Source organism: Bacillus sp. GMa5/1 (assembly GCF_050172015.1).
Classification (GTDB): Bacteria; Bacillota; Bacilli; order Bacillales; family Bacillaceae_G; genus Bacillus_A; species Bacillus_A cereus.
In genome coordinates this window covers 1-14,860 of sequence record NZ_JBNLYC010000111.1, presented here as the reverse complement: position 1 = coordinate 14,860, position 14,860 = coordinate 1, and the positions used below count along the sequence as shown (strand labels likewise).

Sequence of the window (14,860 nt, the reverse complement as noted above, 5' to 3'; positions counted from 1 at the left end):
TATTAGTATAGATAGTTTTCACTGTTAGCATAGTGTAAACTATCTATACTAAACATTAGCAATCTTCCGTATAAATATTATCAATTTACTATATATTCCAGTGGTGTTAACCTACATATGAAAGGCTTTCTTTTTCAAAATATTACCCCTAATAAAATTTTGAAGAAGTCAACTGTCTCCAAACTTGTCTTTATGCTTAAAGAAAAAGCACTCAAATTGAGTGCTTTTTCTTATTGAAACATGCTATTTTTCTAGGCGATTTTCATAAAATAAAAGTAAAGAAATGAAAGTGGGTGACAAAATGCCGGCAGTTGTGGAAGGTGTTATTATTGAAAACTGCAATGGAACAATTAATGTAGGGGATAAATATAACGTACAGCCGATTGAAAAGACGAAAGCTTATAATGGATCGGGATCATCAAATACAGGAATGAAAGTACAAACGTTTAGCGGGATTAGTACGGCGGATGTAAGGGATAATGATGCGTATGATCAAGTTATTCAATCAACGTTATAATTTTAAAATGCAAAATTGCATAAAGTAACATGTTTGTTGTATGTTACACTCTAGCTGTGAGCTGTTAATGATTCTTCTGTATTATAGTTGTTAGATTAGAAATATAACATCTTATCGAAAATCATACGTACAAAAAAAGACACTTCAAACGAAGTGTCTTTTTTTACTTTAGTGATACCCTTTAGCAGAGTCTTTATGAATTTTATTTTTAAAAATACTGTAGCTCCAAAGCTGATATCCAATAACGATTGGTACCATAACCATTGCAACGAAGAACATAATTTTTAAGTTTAATTGACTACCAGCTGCGTTATATAACGTTGTACTGTATGCATCGTTAATACGAGATGGTAACATTCTTGGGAACATACCTGCAAAGCCAGTTGTCATAAACATTGCGATTGTTAGGCAAACGAATGTGAATGCAAGGCCAATTTTATGTTTGTACACCATAATAAGTGCGAGTACACTCATTAGCATTGCAAGTACTGGAAGAATGAATAGTACCGGATATTCCGTAAAGTTTTGGAATAAGTTTGTCCGATTAGCAGTTGCTACATAGAAGATAGCTAAAATAATAGCAGCTGCCATTGAAAATGGTCTTGCGATTTTATAAGCACGATCAGATACTTCACCAGTCGTTTTAATCATGACCCAAAGGGCACCGGATACGACAAATATAGCAGTGAAGAAAAGACCACCTAATATACCGTAATGGTTTAGTAAGCTAAGTAAATTTCCTTCATAGCCATTTTTTCCGATTTGTAGTCCGTAATAAAGATTAGCGAACGTAACACCGAATAAGAAGGCGATTAGGAAACTGCCAATTGCAAATGCCCATTTACAAGTTTTTTGCCAAATTGGTGAATCATCTTTATGCATGAATTCCAGTCCAGCGGCACGAGCAAATAGTGCAAGTAATACTAAGAATAACGGTGTATATAAATAACTAAACATATTAGCATATGTGACTGGGAAGGCAGCAAATGTTGCGCCACCAGCTGTAATTAACCATACTTCATTACCGCCCCAGAACGGGCCAATTGCTTCTTGTAATTGATTTCGTTCTTGTCGATCTTTCGTAACGAAAGGAAAAATCATTCCGTTACCAAGTGCATACCCGTCAAGAATGAAGTAAACTGTCCAAATCACGCCCCATAAACCGAACCAGATGATTGCAAGCATATCATGAGACATGAGCTACACCTCCCTCAGTAGCAGGTTCTTCTAATGCGGCAGGTCCTTTTTTCGCGAACTTCAGCATTAAGTATACGTCTGCGATTAAAAGTAAAGTGTAGAATAAAATTAAACTAATTAATGAGAACCAAATTTGCGGGACAGATATAGGTGATACAGATTCTGCTGTACGCATTAGTTTATATACTGTCCATGGTTGACGACCTACTTCAGCGACAATCCATCCTGCGTTAATTGCGATATAAGGAAGTAAGACAGACCATATTGTAATTTTCAAATAACGTTTTGAGTTTTCTAGTTTTCCTTTTCGGTTTAAATAGAAGCCATACCAAGTTAATGCCATAAAGAACATGCCGAGTGCAACCATTAAGCGGAAGCTATAATACACGAGGTTAACATTTGGACGTTCATCTTTCGGAATATCTTTTAAACCAACAATTTCGCCATTAAATGAATTTGTGTAGAAGAAGCTTCCGAGTTTTGGAATCGTAAGGAATTCAAAGTTCTTCTCATTTTTTACATCAGGAATTTGAACAATTGAGAAGCCTTGTCCTTTTCCAGTTTCCCAAACTGCCTCCATCGCAGCACCTTTTGCGGGTTGATATTTAGCTGCTGATACACCAGATTGATGTCCCATAAACGGTGTAATTGTTGCGGCGAATAAGCCTAACATTAAACCAAACTTAAATGATTTTTTGAAGAATTCTACTTCATTTTTACGTAATAAGTGATAAGCACTAATTGCCATAACGAAGAAAGCACCTACGATATAACAACCAACTACAGTATGGAAGAACATGTTCCAAGCGTATGGATTCGTAACGAGTGCCCAGAAATCATTTAATTCAGCGCGGCCGTTACGCACGACGTATCCAACAGGGTTTTGCATAAAGCCGTTTGCTGTAATAATCCAAAGGGCGGAAATGTTTGTTCCAAGTGCAACCATCCACATACAGAAGGCACGGAACTTTGGTGAAATTTTGTCTTTACCGAATAACCATATTCCCATGAAAGTAGATTCTAAGAAGAAGGCAACGAGTGCTTCGATTGCGAGAGGTGATCCGAAAATGTCTCCCATATATTTGGAGTACTCAGACCAGTTTGTTCCAAATTGGAATTCCATCGTAATCCCGGTTATAATCCCCATTACGAAGTTAATTGTAAATAATTTACCCCAGAAATTTGCCATTTTACGGTATGTTGGATTCAATGTGCGGGCGTATTGAGTTTCCATACATGCTACTAAAATGACAAGTCCGATTGTCAAAGGTACAAATAAAAAGTGATAAAAAATAGTAATTGCAAATTGAAAACGACTCAGTAACAGAACGTCGGACATAATAAATATTCACTCCTTTTTTACATTATCTACAATCAGTTTATAGTGAAAATACGTTTAAAGTATGTGAAACTTGTTACAAAGATGTGTGTATATTTTGAAAGAATTATGTCGATTATCTGAAAATATCTTATTTTTACTATAAAGCGATATCCTTTTTGAGTTTTTCATATTTTGGTACACTATTTATGTAGTGTAAACGAGAGAAAAGAGGGTCCTTTACTATGAAGTCATTAGAAGAGATTTTGCAGTACAATGAGAAATTTGTTGAAGAGAAAAAATATGAAGAGTTTGTAGCGGGGAAATTTCCAAACAAAAAGATGGTAATTATTTCTTGTATGGATACACGACTTGTCGAACTATTACCAAAAGCGATGAATATGCGTAACGGTGATGTGAAAATTATTAAAGTAGCAGGCGCTGTTATTTCACATCCATTTGGAAGTATTATGCGTAGTATTTTAGTCGCTGTATACGAACTTGGCGCTGATGAAGTATGTGTAGTTGGTCACCATGATTGTGGTATGGCAAAAATTCAAGCAAGCAGTACGATTGAGAGAATGAAAGAACGCGGTATAACAGAAGAGAAATTAGATATGCTTCGTTATTCTGGAATCGATTTAGAACAATTCTTGCGCGGTTTCTCTAGTGTGGAAGAAAGTGTAGAACATAGCGTATCAGTACTTCGCAACCACCCATTACTTCCGGAAGAAGTACCTGTTCACGGTCTTGTTATAGATCCTGATACAGGAAAATTAGATTTAGTTGTGAATGGTTACGACAATTAAGAATTTACTTTGTCATCCTTTTTATCTGGGACAGGATCAAATCCTCCCGGGTGGAAAGGGTGACATTTTAATATACGCTTACAAGTAAGCCAAAAGCCTTTGAGTGCACCATGTTTTTGAAACGCCTCTAATCCGTAATGAGAACAAGTTGGATAAAAACGACATGTTGGTGGCGTCATCGGAGAAATGAACTTTTGATAAAAGCGTATAATCCCAATAAAAATCTGTTTCATAACGGTCTCCTTTTCAGCATATTCTTAAAGTATTATAGCACGACTGTACATAATACTTTACTAATGTGAATTTCCGTTATATCATATTGGATATAACGGAATTAAATTAAAAGCGGGAGAGATGTTGTATGCCATCAGTAGAAAGCTTTGAATTAGATCATACGATTGTAAAGGCACCTTATGTAAGACATTGCGGAGTTCACAATGTAGGTAGTGACGGTATTGTAAATAAATTCGATATTCGTTTCTGCCAACCGAATAAACAAGCAATGAAACCAGATGTTATTCATACGTTAGAGCATTTATTAGCATTTAATTTACGTAAATATATTGATCGTTATCCGCACTTTGATATTATCGATATTTCACCGATGGGCTGCCAAACAGGATATTATCTTGTAGTGAGCGGAACGCCGACAGTTCGAGAAATCATTGATTTATTAGAACTAACATTAAAAGATGCGGTTCAAATTACAGAAATTCCGGCTGCAAATGAAACGCAATGTGGTCAAGCGAAGCTTCACGACTTAGAAGGAGCACAACGCTTAATGAACTTCTGGTTAAGCCAAGATAAAGATGAACTTGAGAAAGTTTTTGGATAAAAAGAAAAACTGCCTGTGAAAGGGCAGTTTTTTTATTGTGCTAAGAGCGACCATACTCTTCTTTTGTATGAAAATATATTAGATACTCCAACATATAAAATAAAGGCAGAACAGAGAAAATAAACAAATGCTTTCGCTTTTTGCTGCTTCTTTATTTCATCGATTCCAAAAAGGATACACATAATACTTAAAAGGATAGACACGTAAGGTAAAAGAATAGTGAAGTTTGCAAAGAAGCTAAATAGGGCGAGAGAAAGAGCGATAGTGGCGATTATAATTTGAATGTTTTTTAACATGGAATCCCCCTTAAGTAGAAAGAAATAGTTACTGAGAGAAAATAATTATAAATGCTAAATTGGTCAAAATTTCATTCTACATATAACGAAAGTAGTTTGATATTAAAAAGAAGAATATGAGACTGGAAACGAAAAAATACGGGATACTCATTGATTTTCGTCCGGATTTCAATTCATTAATTCCTAGAAGAATAAAGAAACAACTGAGAATAAATTGTACGTATGGGAGAAGTGAAAAATTATCGGTAACATGGATATAAGTGCTTAGAATGAGTAAGAGAAGCATGAGAAATGCTAAAAAACTCCGTAATATAGTTAGAGTTAGCATTGTATAGCCTCCTTTAGACCATTTACTAGAATATTTCTGTGAAACCAATAAATAAAGCAGCGGCCCCTGCTAGTAGAGCGAGCAGACTACCTCCTGTTTGTCGTTTTAATATTTCCTCTAAACTTATGGTGAGGGCCATACCTCCTAAAAAGATGAACATATAAGGCATTATTTCTCTACTACCAGTAAAAAATCCATAGATTGCTATAGATAAGGCAATAAGTGATAAAGTAATCCGACCCCCTTTTAGCATAAAAGACCTCCTCTATTTTATGTAGGTAATAATGAGAACTATCCAAATGAAAGCACCGGCAATAATACAAATAAATCCAGTTGCTGCCTCCTTTTTCTTTATTTGTTCAAATGCGATGAGAAACATTAAAGCCCCTAATAGAAATTGTGAAAGAGGTAAAAAATTATTTTGACCTGTATATAATCCAATTGCCGACATAACGATCACAGTGAGTGCTACTATGATGCGAAGTATACGAAGCATATTAGGAATTCTCCTTATTCTTTTTTGTATAAGGATTGTCTTCTAGTTTATCGACGGAATGTTTATAAGCATAGCCTTTATTAATTGTCATGATGGAGAGTACGAGGATGATTAGGACGATGATAATACCGATAATTAATATTTTGAACATAAAATCCCTCCTTTTCTTTATTTTACATAATTTTGTAATTGATGAAAACAATAGAAAATAAAAGGATGAAAGAAGGGTGTTACATGGAGACGAAAAAAACATATTATATATCAATAGGAAATGGTCAAATTTCACAAGTGAAGACGGCGGATACGTATAATTTTGAGATTTCCGCAAATGATGAGGAAATTACGGAATTAAGAGAGCGCTTTGATCAAGCATATGTAGAAGATTTAGGGTCATTTGTACGCTCCCACGTTCCATTTGTTGAGTATCATCACGATTCAAATAATGACCGATATGATGAACAACTACAAAAAGCATATAAAATGATTTACGATTTAGGAAATCATGAGACGAAAGAATTAGTCGCGCAAATGGGAATAATCAATGGATTGTAATTGGATAATATTATGCAGAAAAGCGAGAATATGCTACAATTTGTGGTAGGAAAAACTTGTAACCATCAATAGGGGAGTAATGGCATGTACAAATTTAAAGATTATTACCACAACACTGTACAATTATCGTTTGAACGTTATCCATTTTCTCCTGAGCCAAAGCATGTTTGGGTTGTATGCCGGTACGGGGATCAATGGTTATTAACGCATCATTTACGTCGCGGTCTTGAATTTCCAGGTGGTAAAGTAGAACTAGGGGAAACACCGGAAGAAGCGGCAGTTCGAGAGGTTCATGAAGAAACCGGCGGCATAGTTTCTGATTTAACTTACTTAGGACAATACAAAGTATCTGGAAAAGACAAAATAATCATTAAAAACATTTATTTTGCAACAATTAGTGCGGTAGAAGAACATACGCATTACGAAGAAACGAAAGGGTCTGTTTTATTAAAAGACATTCCTGACAACATTAAAACGAATAGAAAATTTAGCTTTATAATGCGCGATGACGTATTAGCGCGTACGATGAAACATATAGAAGAAATCGGCTGTTTTACGAAGTAAAGTAGCCGGTTTCTTTTTTTTGTATGTAAGAATAAATGTAAATATATCTTTACATTTTTTGGGTATATTATACAATTTTGTAAAGATATATTTACATTTTAGGAGGGGGAAGATGGATAAAAGAAAAGAAACGACTGTTACTGTTTCGATGGTTAAATTAAACTTTTCTTTATTTTTTATAATAATTGCTTTGTCGTTTGGAATTGGTTATTTGCATATATTTCTTTCAGGTGGGGTTCAAGTTGAAGTTACATTATTAACGATGTTTCTTTTTATTATCGCAATGATTGTTCTCGTTTGTATTCATGAGGCGATACATTTAATTGGCTTTCGCTATATCGGAGGTGTTCCGTGGAGTGAACTAAAATGGGGCGTTAATTGGAAATTAGGTGTTGCATATGCTCATTCTAAACAGGCGGTTACAGTAAAGCAAATGAAGAAAGTGTTAATGCTTCCGTTTTTACCAACTGGAATTTTTCCAATTGTATTGGGATTAGCTATGAATCTGGAGCCACTCTCATTTTTAGGAATTCTACTAACAGGAGGTTGTATCGGTGACATTGCCGTATATCAAAAAGTTTCAAAGTTTCCAGATGATGCGCTAGTAAAAGATCATCCGAGTAAACCTCAGTTTACAGTGTATGAATAATAAGAGGAGGCGTTTGTGAAAAACGCCTCCTCTTATTATTGTTACTTTTGGTTGGTGAATTGATATATTGTGAAAATCGCTGATATAATTTATTTGTTATTATTGTGTTGATACCTCCACCTCTAAAAACGAAAGCACCTCCAACAAATCATCTACGATACGTGAATGCTTAAAATTCCCCCAAAACGAATCTTTTTTCCAAACACCAAGAATCCCTACTTGTTCAGAACCAAGCACATCGTTTTCTGGATGATCTCCAACATAAAGACATTCTTCTGCCTTCACATCTAGTCTTTGCAAAGCACGTTCGAAAATTTCAGGATGAGGTTTTTTAATTCCTTCAGCTTCTGAAACGAGAATGGTGTTTGTATACGTATGTATATGTAGTGCTCGAAGGTTGCTCATCTGAAATTCAGTAAAACCATTTGTAATAATACCAATTTTAATGTTTCGCTGTTTTAACTGTTGAAGTAGTTCATGCGTGTTTTTGAAAGGAATACAATGATGTTGGAAGTTTGTAATATAGTCGTGTAGTAGTTGTTCTTGCGTTAAAGTAGTAATGTTGTATTCAGAAAGGAGAGTAGCATATACTTTATCCTTCCACGTATAGCCATTATTATCGAGTTCAAGAAATCGAGAACAATACTTTGATTTCTCTATGCTCTTCAAATGTGAGGCGAAGCGATTATATTGCTCACAAATAAATTGTTCTAAAGATTGGCGCCGATCTAATAGTGTTCCATCTAAGTCGAATAAGATTGCACGAATCATGGGAAGCCTCCTTGCAGTTTTTATAATTAATTATCGCATATTCGTAAAAAAATGATTATGATATTTTGTAGAATGGAATAATGGGGGATTGTATGAAGAAACTGTATGGCAAGTTAGTGTGTTGTATTATAGCAAGCAGTTTAGTTGCAGGATGCGAGAGTGCTATCGAGGTTACGAATGAAAAAGAAATTTGTAAAACAGAAGAAGAGTGCACGCAAATAGGAGATAAAACATTACAAAAAGTATATAAAAAGATAGAGGGACTTTCAGAACTTGAAAAAGTAGAGGATTATGACATAGAAGAGTATGAAAGTATGAATATGAAAGAGGCGGAACAGAAAAAAGAAGAGGATGACAATTACTTCTTTTTAGCTTCTTATTATATCGATGATGATGAAATTGTAGATCCTTATTTTGAGAAATTGGATCGTAAGAGATTGAATAAAGTTTTTGCAGATGACAAAGTAGCAAAAGATGATTTGTTAAGCCAGCGGCAAGATAGAGAGTATCATGAAACGTTATGGGACATGTATCGCACTCTCATTCCAGTGAAATATCGTGAGAATATAACAGGGTTGGATTTAATAACGGATGGTTATGACGGCGTTGTTGCCCATGTCATGCCAAGTATGGATGACCCGAGAGATTGGTTGCTTAGTTTAGACGTGCTCGATTCTGGGGTGAATATAGATGAAGTGATGAAAACATTAATTCATGAAACGGCTCACGTATTAACGATTGGGCATAAACAAGTACCAGTGGATAGGAAATATTTAGAGGCGTTTGATGAAGAGAAAGACATTTCATCATATCGAAATAAATGTAACACGGTGTTCTTGAAAAATGGATGTGCGAGAAAAACTTCGTATATTAACCAATTTTATAATGAATTTTGGAAACCAATTGAGCAAGAGTGGACAGAAAAGAAAGTAGAAGAAAGTGAAGAGGCACAAATTGAATTTTATAAAGAAAAGCATGATGATTTTGTATCGCTGTATGGAACAACAAATGTAACGGAGGATATCGCAGATACATTTACAGCGTTCATTTTACAAGATTCAAAAAAGGTGAAAGAAGGAACAGAGTTAAAATATAAAAAAATTGCTTTCTTCTATCAGTTCCCTGAGCTTGTAAAAATGAGAGCGGAAGTGCTGTCGGGATTATATGATGTTTCAAAAACGATAGAACAACAAAGTGGAGACTAATGTGAGTTATGCTTTCGATATAGTTTCGTTAAAGAAAAGCGTGAAGAATTTTTAATTCTTTGCGTTTTTTTATGTTGATAAAATTGAAAATTCTGTATTTTTATTAAAAAGAAGAAGGAACTTGCGGTATAAAATAGAATTAGTATAAAAATGTCACAATTTAGACACAATTATAATGCGCGTGTTGTAGGGACTATAAGTTTACTCTCGAGGAGGTAATGAAACGTATGAAAACGATTCTTGCTGTTGCTGGTCTCATTTGGGTAATGTCTCACGGTTTTCCGATTTTTGAAGGGGAGCAAATTCGTAGTGCTTTGAATGAAAAGTTTAATGATTATCATGTGATAGATCGAAAAGATAATGTCGTTACAGTACGTGTGAAAGACTGTTTCCATACAGTTACGGTTGCGGATGGAAACATTACAAATGAAACGAAAATGTGTGATAAAAGGTAAAAGAAAGAAGCTGACTATAGCGCACTGTTTTGAGTCAGCTTCTTTTTCTTTTTCCAATTAGAATTTTTTCAAATGCCTCAACAAATACATACATAAGAGTTGCAAGAACACATGTGAGTAGTACGCTAAGTAAGACGAGTGTGAAGTTAAAGACTTGGAATCCGTAGCTAATTAAGTAGCCAAGTCCTTGTTTGGAAACGAGAAGTTCTCCGAAAATAACACCGACCCAGGATAAACCAACATTTACTTTTAACGTTGAGATAATTGCTGGAAAGGATGCAGGGAGAACGACTTGCTTATAACATTGCCATTTATTTGCGTCAAATGTGTCCATCACTTTTATATAGTTAGAATCGACTTCTTGAAATGCACTGTAAATAACGAGAATGGTAATGATGATGGAAATGATTACTCCCATTGCGATAGAAGATGAAATGTTTGGACCGAAAATAACGATGATGATTGGACCGAGTGCAACTTTTGGCATTGCATTTAGGACGACGAGGTAAGGATCAAGTACGCGGGCTAGAAGTGGCATCCACCAAAGAAATGTGGCAATAATAGCACCGAGTACCGTTCCGAGAATGAAGCCTACTCCTGTTTCCAGCAATGTCGTCCATATGTGGACCCAAAGTGAACCGTCGATCCATTTCGTTAAGAAGAGATCCCAAATACTCGAAGGAGAACTAAAGAGTAAAGGATCGATCCATTCTTTTTTGCTAGCTATTTCCCATAGTGCAAAGAAAAGAATAAGTAGTAAAAGCTGTAATGAGCGAGCAATCCAAGCACGCCTGCGTTCTTTCTTTCGAAATTGTTCATGTAGTTGTTTTATATTATCCAAGTCGTTCCAGCTCCTTCCATATATCTTGAAAGAGGGCTGGGAAATCGTAGTGATGGCGTGCTTCTAACGGTGATAAAGAACGGATACTTTCCGGGACGATAAAGGTTTTTGCGATTTTTCCAGGATTCGCTTGCAGTAAATAAATACGATCACTCATCGCAATCGCCTCTTCAATATCGTGAGTAACAAGTAGTGATGTTTTCTTATATTTATTTAGTAAGTTGAAAACGAGTTCTTCTAGTTTTAATTTCGTTTGATAATCGAGTGCGGAGAATGGTTCATCTAGTAATAAAATTTTCGGATCAGTTGCTAACGTTCGAACGAGAGCAGCACGTTGACGCATACCGCCGGATAGTTCACGAGGATATTGTCCTTCTACCCCATGTAGACCGACTTGTTTTAAAAGATTTAAAGTATGTTCTTTCATCTGTTCATCATAAATCTTTCGAATATGAAGTCCAAGCATAATATTTTCTTCAATTGTTTTCCACGGGAATAAGTAATCTTGCTGCAACATATATCCCATAGATGAAGTTTTCGTTGTAATTGGTTCACCATCTAAAAAGACGATACCATCAATTGGATCAAGTAGTCCAGCAATGATTGAGAGGAGCGTTGTTTTACCGCAACCACTTGGGCCGAGTATAGAAATAAATTCGCCTTCTTCCACTTGTAAGCTCATATCTTCGAGAATAAGTTTGGCATTCTCTTTTGCGAAAAAACAGTGAGAAACGTTACGTATTTGTAAAAAACTCATACACTTCGCCTCTATTTCTTAATAACGCTTTCGGCAATTTTTGTATTGACGAGCGCTTCATGTGGGACTTCTTTTTGTAATTCACCAGCATCTTTCATAATCGTTTGGAGCTGTTTCCATTCTTCCGCATCTAGTAGTGGATTTGTCGCATAAGAATGTTGTTTTTTATACCGTTCAATTACTTTTACTGTAATGTCTTTCGAAGTGTCTTTAAATAGCGGAGAAACAGCATCAGCAATCTCTTCTGGACTATGTGTATCAACCCATTGCTGTGCTTTATAGAGCGCACGTGTGAACTTTTCAGCAGCAGCTTTATCTTTCTTTAAGAAACTTTCTTTTGCCATGAACGTTGTATAAGGAACAGTACCAGATTCATTTCCGAATGAAGCGACGATATAACCTTTACCTTCTTTTTCGAATATGCTTGCAGTCGGTTCAAAGAGCTGCACAAACTCTCCTGTACCAGATGCAAAGGCATTTGCAATATTAGCAAATTCGATATTTTGAATTAAGTTCGTATCTTTCCGAGGATCAATGCCATTTTTCTTTAAAACGTATTCCCCAACCATTTGCGGCATGCCGCCTTTACGCTGTCCTAAAAATGTAACACCTTTTACGTCATTCCAATTAAAAGAGTCTAGTTTTTTACGTGAAACTAAAAATGTCCCATCTGTTTGTGTAAGCTGTGCAAAGTTAATGACAGGGTCTTTCGCTCCTTGTTGATGAACGTAAATAGACGTTTCAGAACCGACGAGAGCAATATCAATTCCGCCAGATAATAGGGCGGTCATCGTTTTATCGCCACCAGCTGTTGTTTGTAGGTCAATATTTAGTCCTTCATCTTTAAAAAATCCTTTTTCAATCCCGACATATAATGGGGCATAGAAGAGAGAATGGGTAACTTCGCCAACGCGAATGTTTTGAGTTTGTTCTTTCGTACTTTCTTTTTTACTACTACAAGCAGCAAAAGTAAAAACAGCTAGTAACATGATGCAAAAAATCGCGATTAATTTTTTCACTATATAACACCTCCTAGAAGTCACTCTACAAGCATGATATGTAGGTAAGTGCCCATATGTGAGTGTAGATAGCAGGAATTTTTTGGGTGGTAAAGAAGTACAAATATAAGGGGTGATAAAATGGAGTACGAATACGATGATAGCGTACATTTACATCTTGATTATTTCGGGACAGAATGTGATATGGAATCGATCGCTTATAAGAGGAAGAATGAAGACGTATGGGATGTGTATTTTAATTTTGGAGTATACGGTATTCAGAAAGACGATGTAGAGTTAGGTAGGTTTATGGACGAATATGCCGGTTATTACGTTTTTTCTGTACATGCTCGCGATCTTAGTTGGGAATTTGGAAGTGCCCAGTTTGAAGAGTGGGTTTTGAAAAATCGGATAGTAGAAAAAACGCTACAAAAATAGGAGGAATTTTGTGATTGGATTTCTCATCTTATTATTTATTTTTGTGGCCGGATTTTTTATTATGCAAATGCTTATTTACCGATTTGCAAAGAAAAACATCCATAAATATACAAAAATAAAATGGTTTCATATGTGGCTACATATGAATATGAAAAAAGGACCGAGATTAGATTTTTTTGATTTTGTAGTTATAGTGCTCGTATGTATCGTATGGAAAATATGGCTGCTTCCTTTTATATAATACACATACTAATCATTTTCTCTTTTCGTTATAGTAATAGTTGTAAAAAACTTGCATTTATACGTAAAACAGTGAGTGGTGTTGTGAAAGATATTTTGACAAATACAGACACACATACATACGGAATTAAAGTGTGATTACAAAATGGACAAATTGGCCGTGTGTAAAGTGTGGGGGAATAAGAAAGAGGTCGTCCAACGGTGGACGACCTCTTTCTTATTATGCTTGATTAGTGCGGAAGAATGGAAGCTTCTGCACAATGTGAATTAATCCGTATGCAAGAATTAAGCACATAAGAGGATTAATGAAAAATCCATAGCGATTAATTGCTAAGAATAAGTTTGAGAAGATAATGTAAATAATTGAACTTGCTACTAGCATCATAACGCGTTTATGTTTAAATGAATTTAGCATGAAGCAGAAGCTGCTCAAGAATGTACCGATGATAAACACTCTATGACATAGTTGCATAAAGTTGTGAATACGATATTGGTCTACAGCAGGAGCTGTTTTGAATAATTCAATTGTTTTACCGACAGTGAACCAAGAGAACCAATAAGTGAAGTCCGTCTTAAATCCGTTCTTAATTAATTCTTTTGCGTATGCACTTTTGTCATCTAAGCCTTTAGCTCTCATTTCATTTACTATATTTTCATATCCAATTTTATTAAATGGATCTGCACCGGCAATTAGTGGATCTGCACCTTGGGTTGAGAATAAAATAAATTGGTTGAGTGCTAAGTAGTTACGAACAACCCATGCGCCAATAATAAAGAAAGGTCCGATAAACCATAACAATCCGATTCGAATGGATTCTTTAAATCCATATGTAAATAACACAACAAGAACAGGAATGAGCATCATTGGAGCTGGATTTGGACGGAACATAAGTAAAATTGAAACGACAATTCCAAACCATATATGGAATTTCACTTTATTGTATTTCCATGCGAGAACAAATACATATACACATAACGCCAATAAGAATATGGATGGAACTTCTGTTAGCAATGTACGGAAGTATGTATAGTTACTTGGATAAATAGCATATAAAATACTTGCAACAATTCCATAAATGTTTTTTTCGAACAATTCTTTTCCTATTAAGAATACTAATAGCACTGTGCAAAGGTTCATGATCATGTTAATAACAGTTGCTACGTAATAGTAAGGAATTGATGTAATATCAGAAATAATCATAGCGCCAGCTAATAGTAATGGCTGACCTGGTGTAATATATGCATTTTTCCCTGGAACTTCACTAGGTTCTAAATACACATAACCAAATACACCATGTTTTAATAGTTGTTCAGCTGTTAACGAATAGTTAAAGGCATCATTTGCACCATATGTTACTTTGACTAACTCTCCATCTAATCCTGGCTGTTTTACTAAACAAAAAACGTGCAACAGGAAAGAAAGCGCCAAAATTGCATATACCGCTTTAGGCAAACTCTTAAACTTAGTAAGCAAAAATGAGCAACTCCTTTTTTATTAATTCTTTCATATTTTTATGTGAAATCTTTAATAGTATTAAGGATTTCCAAAACATAGTTATTATATCATAAAGTGGAATGCTGAAATTAAGTTTTT

General features: G+C 35.3%; 22 protein-coding genes and 1 pseudogene. 11 read left to right on the top strand and 12 right to left on the bottom strand.

Annotated elements, in window-relative coordinates; translation table 11 throughout:
• Positions 1-283 precede the first annotated feature (283 nt).
• Positions 284-517: a spore germination protein gene (locus tag ACQGSG_RS20770; protein ID WP_002062565.1), complete on the top strand. Its 234-nt coding sequence runs from the start codon at positions 284-286 to the stop codon at positions 515-517.
• A gap of 168 nt (positions 518-685) precedes the next feature.
• On the opposite strand, the gene cydB is transcribed toward ACQGSG_RS20770, so the two are convergent.
• Positions 686-1,714 (bottom strand): cytochrome d ubiquinol oxidase subunit II, encoded by a 1,029-nt coding sequence (gene cydB, locus ACQGSG_RS20765; RefSeq protein WP_000017662.1) that lies wholly within the window; start codon positions 1,712-1,714, stop codon positions 686-688.
• A complete protein-coding gene (gene cydA, locus ACQGSG_RS20760) occupies positions 1,704-3,053 on the bottom strand; it encodes a cytochrome ubiquinol oxidase subunit I (protein WP_001286194.1) in 1,350 nt (449 codons plus the stop codon). The genes cydB and cydA overlap by 11 nt, the downstream gene beginning before the upstream one ends.
• A gap of 224 nt (positions 3,054-3,277) precedes the next feature.
• On the opposite strand from cydA, the gene ACQGSG_RS20755 reads away from it, so the two are divergent.
• Positions 3,278-3,841, top strand: a complete 564-nt coding sequence (locus tag ACQGSG_RS20755; RefSeq protein WP_000838164.1) for a beta-class carbonic anhydrase — start codon at positions 3,278-3,280, stop codon at positions 3,839-3,841.
• Here the strand turns inward: ACQGSG_RS20755 and yidD are convergent.
• Positions 3,838-4,074, bottom strand: a complete 237-nt coding sequence (gene yidD, locus ACQGSG_RS20750; RefSeq protein ID WP_000809334.1) for a membrane protein insertion efficiency factor YidD — start codon at positions 4,072-4,074, stop codon at positions 3,838-3,840. The genes ACQGSG_RS20755 and yidD overlap by 4 nt on opposite strands.
• Before the next feature lie 128 nt (positions 4,075-4,202).
• On the opposite strand from yidD, the gene luxS reads away from it, so the two are divergent.
• Entirely contained in the window at positions 4,203-4,676 is a 474-nt protein-coding gene (gene luxS / locus ACQGSG_RS20745; RefSeq protein ID WP_001141371.1) for an S-ribosylhomocysteine lyase LuxS, read from the top strand.
• A 32-nt stretch (positions 4,677-4,708) separates the two neighbouring features.
• Here the strand turns inward: luxS and ACQGSG_RS20740 are convergent, their stop codons facing one another.
• The 4 genes from ACQGSG_RS20740 to ytzI form a co-directional block, all read right to left on the bottom strand.
• The gene (locus ACQGSG_RS20740) at positions 4,709-4,972 is read right to left on the bottom strand and encodes a YczI family protein (protein ID WP_053514591.1); all 264 of its coding nucleotides are present in this window, start codon (positions 4,970-4,972) and stop codon (positions 4,709-4,711) included.
• A 353-nt stretch (positions 4,973-5,325) separates the two neighbouring features.
• Positions 5,326-5,553, bottom strand: a complete 228-nt coding sequence (locus tag ACQGSG_RS20735; protein ID WP_000911652.1) for a DUF3953 domain-containing protein — start codon at positions 5,551-5,553, stop codon at positions 5,326-5,328.
• Between the two features lie 12 nt (positions 5,554-5,565).
• Positions 5,566-5,796, bottom strand: a complete 231-nt coding sequence (locus ACQGSG_RS20730; protein ID WP_000944456.1) for a DUF3953 domain-containing protein — start codon at positions 5,794-5,796, stop codon at positions 5,566-5,568.
• 1 nt (position 5,797) lies between these two features.
• The gene (ytzI, locus tag ACQGSG_RS20725) at positions 5,798-5,947 is read right to left on the bottom strand and encodes a YtzI protein (RefSeq protein WP_000472791.1); all 150 of its coding nucleotides are present in this window, start codon (positions 5,945-5,947) and stop codon (positions 5,798-5,800) included.
• An 83-nt stretch (positions 5,948-6,030) separates the two neighbouring features.
• Here ytzI and ACQGSG_RS20720 point away from each other — a divergent pair, with 83 nt between their 5' ends.
• The 3 genes from ACQGSG_RS20720 (at position 6,031) to ACQGSG_RS20710 (ending at position 7,561) form a co-directional block, all read left to right on the top strand.
• Positions 6,031-6,348, top strand: coding sequence for a hydrolase (locus ACQGSG_RS20720; RefSeq protein WP_325842438.1), 318 nt, complete (start codon positions 6,031-6,033; stop codon positions 6,346-6,348).
• An 84-nt stretch (positions 6,349-6,432) separates the two neighbouring features.
• Positions 6,433-6,912, top strand: coding sequence for an antimutator 8-oxo-(dGTP/GTP)ase (mutTA, locus tag ACQGSG_RS20715; RefSeq protein ID WP_000276385.1), 480 nt, complete (start codon positions 6,433-6,435; stop codon positions 6,910-6,912).
• A gap of 112 nt (positions 6,913-7,024) precedes the next feature.
• Positions 7,025-7,561: a DUF3267 domain-containing protein gene (locus tag ACQGSG_RS20710; RefSeq protein WP_000361286.1), complete on the top strand. Its 537-nt coding sequence runs from the start codon at positions 7,025-7,027 to the stop codon at positions 7,559-7,561.
• A gap of 99 nt (positions 7,562-7,660) precedes the next feature.
• On the opposite strand, the gene ACQGSG_RS20705 is transcribed toward ACQGSG_RS20710, so the two are convergent.
• Positions 7,661-8,332: an HAD family hydrolase gene (locus ACQGSG_RS20705; protein ID WP_000617256.1), complete on the bottom strand. Its 672-nt coding sequence runs from the start codon at positions 8,330-8,332 to the stop codon at positions 7,661-7,663.
• 92 nt (positions 8,333-8,424) lie between these two features.
• Here ACQGSG_RS20705 and ACQGSG_RS20700 point away from each other — a divergent pair, with 92 nt between their 5' ends.
• Positions 8,425-9,537 (top strand): hypothetical protein, encoded by a 1,113-nt coding sequence (locus tag ACQGSG_RS20700; protein WP_000737832.1) that lies wholly within the window; start codon positions 8,425-8,427, stop codon positions 9,535-9,537.
• A gap of 227 nt (positions 9,538-9,764) precedes the next feature.
• Positions 9,765-9,992, top strand: a complete 228-nt coding sequence (locus ACQGSG_RS20695) for a hypothetical protein (RefSeq protein WP_000849112.1) — start codon at positions 9,765-9,767, stop codon at positions 9,990-9,992.
• A 34-nt stretch (positions 9,993-10,026) separates the two neighbouring features.
• On the opposite strand, the gene ACQGSG_RS20690 is transcribed toward ACQGSG_RS20695, so the two are convergent.
• From ACQGSG_RS20690 to ACQGSG_RS20680, 3 genes are read right to left on the bottom strand one after another with little or no spacing between them, the layout of a single operon-like run.
• Positions 10,027-10,833 (bottom strand): ABC transporter permease, encoded by an 807-nt coding sequence (locus tag ACQGSG_RS20690; protein ID WP_325842437.1) that lies wholly within the window; start codon positions 10,831-10,833, stop codon positions 10,027-10,029.
• The gene (locus tag ACQGSG_RS20685) at positions 10,826-11,590 is read right to left on the bottom strand and encodes an ABC transporter ATP-binding protein (RefSeq protein WP_000009025.1); all 765 of its coding nucleotides are present in this window, start codon (positions 11,588-11,590) and stop codon (positions 10,826-10,828) included. Before ACQGSG_RS20685 ends, ACQGSG_RS20690 begins: the two co-directional genes overlap by 8 nt.
• A gap of 11 nt (positions 11,591-11,601) precedes the next feature.
• Positions 11,602-12,609: an ABC transporter substrate-binding protein gene (locus ACQGSG_RS20680; RefSeq protein WP_000733151.1), complete on the bottom strand. Its 1,008-nt coding sequence runs from the start codon at positions 12,607-12,609 to the stop codon at positions 11,602-11,604.
• Between the two features lie 120 nt (positions 12,610-12,729).
• On the opposite strand from ACQGSG_RS20680, the gene ACQGSG_RS20675 reads away from it, so the two are divergent.
• The 3 genes and pseudogenes from ACQGSG_RS20675 to ACQGSG_RS20665 form a co-directional block, all read left to right on the top strand.
• Complete coding sequence (locus ACQGSG_RS20675) at positions 12,730-13,026, top strand: DUF3986 family protein (protein WP_000455580.1); 297 nt, start codon at positions 12,730-12,732, stop codon at positions 13,024-13,026.
• Positions 13,027-13,036: 10 nt separating this feature from the next.
• Positions 13,037-13,267 (top strand): hypothetical protein, encoded by a 231-nt coding sequence (locus ACQGSG_RS20670; protein WP_000578981.1) that lies wholly within the window; start codon positions 13,037-13,039, stop codon positions 13,265-13,267.
• Positions 13,268-13,332: 65 nt separating this feature from the next.
• Positions 13,333-13,404 (top strand): annotated as a pseudogene (locus tag ACQGSG_RS20665) (DUF2196 domain-containing protein); the annotation flags it as partial.
• 82 nt (positions 13,405-13,486) lie between these two features.
• Here ACQGSG_RS20665 and ACQGSG_RS20660 read toward each other — a convergent pair.
• A complete protein-coding gene (locus tag ACQGSG_RS20660; protein WP_325842436.1) occupies positions 13,487-14,740 on the bottom strand; it encodes a glycosyltransferase family 39 protein in 1,254 nt (417 codons plus the stop codon).
• Positions 14,741-14,860: the final 120 nt, after the last annotated feature.

What these genes read in the sequence shown, in the direction of transcription:
- ACQGSG_RS20770 (WP_002062565.1), top strand. Translation starts at nt 284, where the DNA reads ATGAAAGTGGGTGACAAAATGCCGGCAGTTGTGGAAGGTGTTATTATT.
- cydB (WP_000017662.1), bottom strand. Translation starts at nt 1,714, where the DNA reads ATGTCTCATGATATGCTTGCAATCATCTGGTTCGGTTTATGGGGCGTG.
- cydA (WP_001286194.1), bottom strand. Translation starts at nt 3,053, where the DNA reads ATGTCCGACGTTCTGTTACTGAGTCGTTTTCAATTTGCAATTACTATT.
- ACQGSG_RS20755 (WP_000838164.1), top strand. Translation starts at nt 3,278, where the DNA reads ATGAAGTCATTAGAAGAGATTTTGCAGTACAATGAGAAATTTGTTGAA.
- yidD (WP_000809334.1), bottom strand. Translation starts at nt 4,074, where the DNA reads ATGAAACAGATTTTTATTGGGATTATACGCTTTTATCAAAAGTTCATT.
- luxS (WP_001141371.1), top strand. Translation starts at nt 4,203, where the DNA reads ATGCCATCAGTAGAAAGCTTTGAATTAGATCATACGATTGTAAAGGCA.
- ACQGSG_RS20740 (WP_053514591.1), bottom strand. Translation starts at nt 4,972, where the DNA reads ATGTTAAAAAACATTCAAATTATAATCGCCACTATCGCTCTTTCTCTC.
- ACQGSG_RS20735 (WP_000911652.1), bottom strand. Translation starts at nt 5,553, where the DNA reads ATGCTAAAAGGGGGTCGGATTACTTTATCACTTATTGCCTTATCTATA.
- ACQGSG_RS20730 (WP_000944456.1), bottom strand. Translation starts at nt 5,796, where the DNA reads ATGCTTCGTATACTTCGCATCATAGTAGCACTCACTGTGATCGTTATG.
- ytzI (WP_000472791.1), bottom strand. Translation starts at nt 5,947, where the DNA reads ATGTTCAAAATATTAATTATCGGTATTATCATCGTCCTAATCATCCTC.
- ACQGSG_RS20720 (WP_325842438.1), top strand. Translation starts at nt 6,031, where the DNA reads ATGGAGACGAAAAAAACATATTATATATCAATAGGAAATGGTCAAATT.
- mutTA (WP_000276385.1), top strand. Translation starts at nt 6,433, where the DNA reads ATGTACAAATTTAAAGATTATTACCACAACACTGTACAATTATCGTTT.
- ACQGSG_RS20710 (WP_000361286.1), top strand. Translation starts at nt 7,025, where the DNA reads ATGGATAAAAGAAAAGAAACGACTGTTACTGTTTCGATGGTTAAATTA.
- ACQGSG_RS20705 (WP_000617256.1), bottom strand. Translation starts at nt 8,332, where the DNA reads ATGATTCGTGCAATCTTATTCGACTTAGATGGAACACTATTAGATCGG.
- ACQGSG_RS20700 (WP_000737832.1), top strand. Translation starts at nt 8,425, where the DNA reads ATGAAGAAACTGTATGGCAAGTTAGTGTGTTGTATTATAGCAAGCAGT.
- ACQGSG_RS20695 (WP_000849112.1), top strand. Translation starts at nt 9,765, where the DNA reads ATGAAAACGATTCTTGCTGTTGCTGGTCTCATTTGGGTAATGTCTCAC.
- ACQGSG_RS20685 (WP_000009025.1), bottom strand. Translation starts at nt 11,590, where the DNA reads ATGAGTTTTTTACAAATACGTAACGTTTCTCACTGTTTTTTCGCAAAA.
- ACQGSG_RS20675 (WP_000455580.1), top strand. Translation starts at nt 12,730, where the DNA reads ATGGAGTACGAATACGATGATAGCGTACATTTACATCTTGATTATTTC.